Source organism: Amycolatopsis sp. NPDC057786 (genome assembly GCF_042797905.1).
Classification (GTDB): Bacteria; Actinomycetota; Actinomycetes; order Mycobacteriales; family Pseudonocardiaceae; genus Amycolatopsis.
Window position 1 is genome coordinate 46,447 of the sequence record NZ_JBHVKW010000057.1, and the last position, 6,627, is coordinate 53,073.

The following is a 6,627-nucleotide window of genomic DNA, read 5'->3' on the forward strand; positions in this document are numbered from 1 at the left end:
ACCCTTTCATGACATTCGGCCACCCCTAGGCTGGCAACAGCCGCGTGACCAGCCGAGTCAGCTGGTGCACGTTCCGGCATTCGTGCATCTCGACGACCTCCGCGTACGCGTGCGCCTCGGAGTCCCCGGTGGACCACAGCGCGGTCCGCTCGGGATTGAGCCAGTACGTATGCCTCGCGGCGGCGGCGATCCCGCGCACCGCCTCCAGATTCGGGTCGCCGCCGTTGGTCCTGGCGTCCCCGAGGATGAGCAGGGATGTCTTGGGCCCCACGGCATCCGAATAGCGCTCGGCGAACTCGCCGAGCGCGTGCCCGTAGTCGCTGTGCCCGTCCCAGCGGGTCAGCTCGGCGTCGGCGAGGATGCGCGCGCCGAGATCCTCCGGATCTGCGGCGCCGGTGTCGACGAGGTGGGTGATCTCGTCGCAGGCGTCGATGAACGCGAACACCCGCACCTTGCTGAACTGATCGCGCAACGCCTGCACCAGCAGCATGGTGAAGTTCGCGAAACCGGCCACCGAGCCCGACATGTCGCACAGCAGCACGATTTCCGGCCTCCCCGGCCGGTGCCGCCGGTACGACGGCCGCATCGGGACGCCGCCGGTGGACAGCGAGCGCCGCAGCGTCCGGCGCAGGTCGATCTGCCCGCGCGCGTGCCGCCGTCGCCGGGCGGCCAGCCGGGTGGCGAGCTTGCGCGACAACGGCTGGACGACGCGGCGGAGTTCGGCGAGTTGCGCGCGGCTGGCGAGCAGGAAGTCGACGCGGTCGGCCGCCGGCGGCACGGCGTGCCGCGAAACCCGTTCCCTGCCACGGACTTCCGCCACCCGGCGGCGTGCTTCGGTCCGCACCAGCCCACGGAAACCTTCGACCCGCCGCCGGACGTCGTCGCGGTCCAGTCTGTCGGTGAAATCGTCCGAAGCGCCCGCGCGGATCGCTTCGAGGACGCGGACCACGAGCGTCTGTGGCTGAAGCCGTTCCAGCGTCTGGTGCGCCGACCACCCGCCGGTGCCCGCCGTGCCGCCGTACTCCCCCAGCATGTCGACGGCGAGCCCGGCCAGCTGCGTCAGTTCCGTCTGGTCGTTGGCGGCGAGCGCCGTGGCGAGCCGGTCCCGCAACGCGGCCAGATCCTCGACGGGGTCCTGCGTGGGCGCGCCGACGCCGAGCGGGAAGTAGATGTCGAACGTCGCGTCGAACACCGCACGCTGGCCGCCGCGCCGGACCAGCGCCGCCGCGAGCCCTTCGCGCATCTGCTCGCGGGAGGCCAGGCCCAGCACTTCGAGTGCCGCGGCGGCGTCGACCGTCTCACTCGGACCGGCGGGAATTCCGTGCTCCCGCAACGCTTCCACGAACTCGACGAGCCTGCCCGGCACACCGCTCACGAGTCGAGGACCTTGCCGAGTTCCAGCCGCGCGTCCGCCTTCACGACGTCGTCCTGGTGTTTGAGGATGACGCCGAGACTCGCGCGGACGACGTCCTCGCCGAGGCTGTCCGCGCCGAGCGCCAGCAAGGTGCGGGCCCAGTCGATGGTTTCGGCGACCGACGGCGCCTTCCGCAGTTCCATCGCCCGCAACGCGGTGATGACCTTGACCACGGACGCGGCGAGCGCGTCGTCGACGCCCGGCACCTTGAGCCGCACGATGCGCTGCTCCAAGGCCGCATCAGGGAAGTCGATGTGCAGGAACAGACAGCGGCGGCGCAGCGCCTCGGAAAGCTCACGCGTCGCGTTGGAGGTCAGCACCACGAACGGCTTGCGCCCGGCGGTGATCGTGCCGAGTTCCGGGACGGTGATCTGGAAGTCGCCGAGCACCTCCAGCAGCAGACCCTCGATCTCGACATCGGCCTTGTCGGTCTCGTCGATGAGCAGGACGGTCGGCTCGTCGCCCTTGATCGCCGTCAGCAGCGGCCTGGCCAGCAGGAACTCTTCACCGAAGATGTCGTTGCGGGCTTCGTCCCAGGTCTCGTCCTTGCCTGCCGTGATGCGCAGAAGCTGCTTCGCGTGGTTCCACTCGTACAGCGCACGCGACTCGTCGACGCCTTCGTAGCACTGCAACCGTACGAGCCGGGAGCCGCTCGCCTGCGCGACCGCCTTCGCCAGCTCGGTCTTGCCGACCCCGGCGGGGCCCTCGATCAGCAACGGCTTGCCGAGGGCGTCCGCGAGGAACACCGTGGTGGCGACGGCCGCGGAGGCCAGGTAGCCGGTGTCGGCGAGCTTCGCCGTCACGTCTTCGACGGATGTGAAGTACCCGGTCCCAGCCACGCGGCCTCCCAGCTCGATCGCCTACCCGGCCGACTCTACGTCGCGGATCCGCTTCGGCAGGAGGAACCCGACCGCGAAGGTGAGCATCACCATCACGGCGACCACCCAGAACGTCCGCTGGGCCGCGTCGGTCGGATCGGCGGTCCCGGCGTCGAAGAACACCGTGCCCAGCAGCGCCATCCCCAGCGCGCCGCCGACCTGCTGGAGCGACGTCAGCGCGCCCGACGCCGACCCGGCCTCCGACGGTTCCACTCCGGACAGCGCGATCTCGAAGTACGGTCCCATGATCAGGCCGGAGCCGATCCCGACCACCAGCAACGCGGGCGCGATCTGCCACGGACCCGTCTCCGGGCCGAGGACCAGCAGCAACGCGACCACACCGGCGGTCATGATCAGGGCACCGGTGTGCAGCACCTTGCGGCCGTGTTTGCGCACCGCCTGCACCAGGCCCATCCCGACGATCATCCCCAGCGACATCGGCACCCCGGTCAGCCCCGCCTTCAGCGGCGAGAAACCGAGCCCGAGCTGCAGGTACAGCGTGAAGACGAGACCGAAACCGGAGAAGGCGGCGAAGTAGATCGTCCCGGTCGCCATCCCGGCGAGGAAGCTGCGCTTGCGGAACAGGCTCGGCTCGACCAGCGGGTCACCGCCGCGAGCGCTCTTGCGCTTCTCGAACCACGCGAACACGCCGAACACCACGACCGCGGCGGCCATCATCGCGAACGTCCACAGCGGCCACCCGTACTCGCGGCCCTGGACCAGCGGGAAGACGATCAGCAGCGCGCCGGTCGTGGCGAGGAGCGCGCCGGGGATGTCGAGTTTGAGCGAGGCACCCGGCCGGTTGGCGGGCAGGAACTTCAGCGCGGCGAGCACGGCCAGCGCGCCGATCGGCAGGTTGATCAGGAAGATCATCCGCCAGCCGGTGCCGAAGAAGTCGGCGTCGACCAGCCAGCCCGCCAGGATCGGGCCACCGACCGCGGCGAGCCCCATCACCGGGCCGAACATGCCGAAGGCGGACTGAAGCTCCTTTCCGGTGAACATCTCCTTCATCATGCCGAGGCCCTGCGGGACCATCGCGGCGCCGAAGAGGCCCTGCACCACCCGCGCGGTGATGATCATTTCCGGGTTCACCGAGATCGCGCAGAACAGCGAACCGACGACGAAACCGATCGCACCGATGAGGAACATGCGCTTGCGGCCGAAGATGTCGCCGAGCCGCCCGCCGGTGAGCAGGCCGGACACCATCGCGAGGGTGTAGGCGACACCGAGCCACTGGATCATCGCGGTGCCGCCGCCGAGCGACTCCCGCATGACCGGTCCGGCGATGCTCGTGACCGTCATGTCGAGCAGCTCCATCACCGAACCGGTCAGGATCACGAACAGCGCGGGCCAGCGCCAGCGGTAGGACTTCTCCACGTTTTCCGTGGTCACACCGCTCGGGGTGTCCAGTGTCATCGTCATGGGAGCAACGCTAAAGTCAATTCCGGCCACTTTCTGACCGGAATCGGAGCGAACCTGGATTCATGGCGAATACGAGTGCGCGGATGCTGCGGCTGCTGTCGCTGCTGCAGACACACCGTTTCTGGTCGGGGACCGAACTGAGCGACAAACTCGAGGTGAGCGAACGGACGCTCCGGCGCGACGTCGAACGGCTGCGCGAGCTGGGTTACCCGGTCAACGCGAGCCGCGGCGTCGCGGGCGGCTATCAGCTGCGGTCGGGCACGGTCATGCCGCCGCTGCTGCTGGACGACGAAGAGGCCGTGGCGATCGCGGTCGGCCTGCGGACGGCGGCGAGCGGTTCGGTGGAGGGTATCGAGGAGACGTCGGTCCGGGCGCTGACGAAAGTCGTCCAGGTGATGCCGCCCCGGCTGCGCAGACGCGTCGACGCGCTCCAGGCGTACACGACGCCGGCGGCCGTCACCGGTCCCCGGGTCAACGCGGCCAGCCTGACGGTGATCGCGCAGGCGTGCCGGGACGACGAGCGGCTGAAGTTCGACTACGCGGCACGCGGCGGCGAGGAGTCCGCGCGGCTGGTCGAGCCGCATCGGCTCGTTTCGCTCGGACGGCGCTGGTACCTGGTGGCGTGGGACCTCGACAGGGTGGATTGGCGCACGTTCCGCGTCGACAGGCTCAGCGAACCGCGCACCACCGGCGCGCGTTACCGGCCGCGCGAGATCCCCGGCGGCGACGCGGTCAAGTTCGTCGAAGCCCAGATCAAGGCGAGGCCGACCACGCATACGCTCGTAGTCCGGGTCGAGGCGCCGAAAGACCGGGTCGAGTCGGCGGTGCGGTACCTCGGCGGCGCGCTCGAAGCGATCGACGAGACGTCCTGCCGCCTGACGATGAACGTCGACACCTTCGACTGGCCCGTCCTGATCCTCGCCGCCATCGGCGCGCCCTTCGAGGTCGAGAGCCCTTCGGCGTTCAAAGATCACCTGGGCGCCGTCGCCGCCCTCTTCTCCCGGGCTTCCGGCGGCTAGCATCGGGCCCGTGAGCACCTATGTCGCGGCCGAGGGCCGATACGAGAGCATCCCCTACCGCCGCACCGGGCGCAGCGGCCTGAAGCTGCCCGCGATCTCGCTGGGCCTGTGGCACAACTTCGGCGACGACAAGCCACTGGGCACCCAGCGGGACATCGCGCGGCGCGCGTTCGACCTGGGTATCACCCATTTCGACCTCGCCAACAACTACGGCCCGCCCTACGGTTCGGCCGAGCAGAACTTCGGCAGGCTGCTGGCGTCGGATTTCAAGCCCTACCGTGACGAACTGGTCATCTCGACCAAGGCCGGCTACGACATGTGGCCTGGCCCGTACGGCGAATGGGGTTCGCGCAAGTACCTGCTGTCCTCTTTGGACCAGTCGCTCGGCCGGATGGGCCTGGACTACGTCGACATCTTCTACTCGCACCGTTTCGACCCCGAGACGCCGCTCGAAGAGACGGTGGGCGCGCTCGACACCGCCGTCCGCTCCGGACGCGCGCTGTACGTCGGCATCTCGTCGTACTCGTCGGAGAAGACCGCCGAGGCCGCGCGGCTCCTGCGCGAACTGGGCACCCCGCTGCTGATCCACCAGCCGTCGTACTCGATGTTCAACCGCTGGCTCGAAGGCGACAAACTGCTCGACACGCTCGAAGCCGAGGGTGCGGGCTGCATCGCGTTCTCGCCGCTGGCGCAGGGCCTGCTGACCAGCCGCTACCTCGACGGCGTTCCCGAGAATTCCCGTGCGGCGCAAGGAAAGTCGCTCAATCCGGACACCATCACGGAAAGCACCCTCGGCAAGATCCGGGCGCTGAACGAGATCGCCCGGCGGCGCGGGCAGACGCTGGCGCAGCTCGCGCTCGCGTGGGGCCTGCGTGACCCGCGGATGACGTCCGTGCTGATCGGTGCGAGCAGTGTCGCCCAGCTGGAGGACAACGTCGGCGCGCTGAAGAACCTGCACTTCACCCACGAAGAGCTGGCCGAGATCGACCGCTACGCCACCGAGGCCGACATCAACCTCTGGAAGCGCTCGACCGACGCCGGATAGCACCCGAAATCGCGTTGCCCCACTCGGCCGGAGAGCCGAGACTGCGGGCATGACGTTCGAAGAGCTGCTCGCCGAAGGAGAAGCCGTCCCGGTCGAAGGCTGGGACTTCTCGTGGTTCGAGGGCCGGGCCACGGAGGAACGGCCGCCGTGGGGTTACTCACGGCTGCTCGGCGAGCGGATGGCGGCGGCCGCCGCCGGGCTGGACCTGCAGACCGGCGGCGGCGAGGTGCTCGCGGGCATCCCGAAACCGCCGCCGGTCCTCGCCGCCACCGAAGGCTGGCCGCCGAACGTCGAGGTCGCCCGGAGGACCCTCGCACCGCTGGGCGGCGAGGTGGTCGAGGCCGAGCACGACGCGCCTTTACCCTTCCCCGACGAGTCGTTCGATCTGGTGACCAGCCGCCATCCGATCGCGAATCCGTGGCGGGAGATCGCCCGTGTGCTGCGTCCGGGCGGAACCTTTCTGTCGCAACAGATCGGCGCGGGCACCGTGCGGGAGCTGAAGGAGTTCTTCCTCGGCCCGCAGGACTACGGCGGCTGGACGCCCGACGTCCTCCGGGTCGAGGCGGAGGCCGTCGGGCTGCGCGTCGAGCGCCTCGAACCGGCGAAACTGCGGATGGAGTTCTTCGACCTCGCCGCCGTCGTCCACTTCCTCCGGAAGGTGATCTGGATCGTGCCGGGGTTCGAGGTGGCGAAGTACCGCGACCGGCTCGCGGAACTCCATCGGGTGATCGAGACCGACGGGAAGTTCGTCGCGCACTCGCGGCGGGTGCTCGTGGAGGCCGTCAAGCTCTAGTCCGGTTGGTCCCAGGTCCGACCTCGCCAGGTACATGAAGGTCCCCTTCCTTGCGC

Annotated in this window: 6 protein-coding genes; 3 read left to right on the top strand and 3 right to left on the bottom strand. The window is 69.4% G+C overall.

Annotated features, from left to right (window positions below; all coding sequences use genetic code 11):
* Positions 1–25: 25 nt before the first annotated feature.
* Genes ACFVM3_RS25910 through ACFVM3_RS25920 form a run of 3 tightly spaced genes read right to left on the bottom strand, consistent with a single transcriptional unit; the run spans position 26 to position 3,714 of the window.
* Positions 26–1,375 carry a VWA domain-containing protein gene (locus ACFVM3_RS25910; protein ID WP_378442516.1) on the bottom strand — a complete coding sequence of 450 codons (1,350 nt, stop codon included), beginning with the start codon at positions 1,373–1,375 and terminating at the stop codon, positions 26–28.
* Positions 1,372–2,253 (bottom strand): MoxR family ATPase, encoded by an 882-nt coding sequence (locus tag ACFVM3_RS25915; RefSeq protein ID WP_005155088.1) that lies wholly within the window; start codon positions 2,251–2,253, stop codon positions 1,372–1,374. Before ACFVM3_RS25915 ends, ACFVM3_RS25910 begins: the two co-directional genes overlap by 4 nt.
* Positions 2,254–2,274: 21 nt before the next feature.
* Complete coding sequence (locus tag ACFVM3_RS25920; protein WP_378442518.1) at positions 2,275–3,714, bottom strand: MFS transporter; 1,440 nt, start codon at positions 3,712–3,714, stop codon at positions 2,275–2,277.
* Positions 3,715–3,776: 62 nt separating this feature from the next.
* Between ACFVM3_RS25920 and ACFVM3_RS25925 the strand changes: the two genes are divergently transcribed.
* Genes ACFVM3_RS25925 through ACFVM3_RS25935 form a run of 3 tightly spaced genes read left to right on the top strand, consistent with a single transcriptional unit; the run spans position 3,777 to position 6,571 of the window.
* Complete coding sequence (locus ACFVM3_RS25925; protein ID WP_378442520.1) at positions 3,777–4,733, top strand: helix-turn-helix transcriptional regulator; 957 nt, start codon at positions 3,777–3,779, stop codon at positions 4,731–4,733.
* Positions 4,734–4,743: 10 nt separating this feature from the next.
* Complete coding sequence (gene mgrA / locus ACFVM3_RS25930) at positions 4,744–5,778, top strand: L-glyceraldehyde 3-phosphate reductase (protein WP_378442522.1); 1,035 nt, start codon at positions 4,744–4,746, stop codon at positions 5,776–5,778.
* 49 nt (positions 5,779–5,827) lie between these two features.
* Positions 5,828–6,571, top strand: coding sequence for a class I SAM-dependent methyltransferase (locus ACFVM3_RS25935; RefSeq protein ID WP_378442524.1), 744 nt, complete (start codon positions 5,828–5,830; stop codon positions 6,569–6,571).
* Positions 6,572–6,627: the final 56 nt, after the last annotated feature.